Origin of the sequence: Novosphingobium sp. 18050 (assembly GCF_902706195.1) — a bacterium.
Lineage (GTDB): Bacteria > Pseudomonadota > Alphaproteobacteria > Sphingomonadales > Sphingomonadaceae > Novosphingobium.
The window spans coordinates 1-435 of the sequence record NZ_CACSJO010000097.1 but is presented as its reverse complement, the minus strand read 5'-3'; the positions used below and the strand labels follow the sequence as shown (position 1 = coordinate 435).

At 64.4% G+C, this 435-nt stretch carries 1 protein-coding gene; it reads right to left on the bottom strand.

Going from position 1 to position 435, the window contains the following annotated elements; genetic code table 11:
- A partial coding sequence (locus GVL61_RS24550) for an MFS transporter (protein ID WP_200845026.1) occupies window positions 1-341 on the bottom strand: 341 nt, incomplete at its 3' end.
- Window positions 342-435 lie beyond the last annotated feature (94 nt).

The window sequence follows — 435 nt, the reverse complement described above, 5'->3', positions numbered from 1 at the left end:
GTGAGGATGCCGTACTTGGCGGGGGAATAGGCCGCGGCGCCCAGCCCCACCACCGCGTAGGCGATGAGCGGATGGGAGCCGAACAGCATCATGAGGCAGCCGACGACCTTGATCGCGTTGCTCACGAACATGACCTTGCCCTTGGGCATCGCGTCGGCGAAGGCGCCCACGAAGGGGGCCAGCACCACGTAGAACAGGGCGAACATGGGCACCAGCGCGGCCCGCTGCCATTCCGGGGAGCCGTTGGTGCGCAGCAGTTCGACGGCCGCCACGAAGAGTGCGTTGTCGGCCAGCGAGCTGCAGAACTGCGCCGACATGATGGTGTAGAAACCGCGCTTCATCGAATGGCTGGTGGGTGCATCAGCGGAACTGATGCCCTGTTAAATCTCGGACCCGGCTGCAAGTGACTGGCGGTTATATCACGCGCCCTGTACG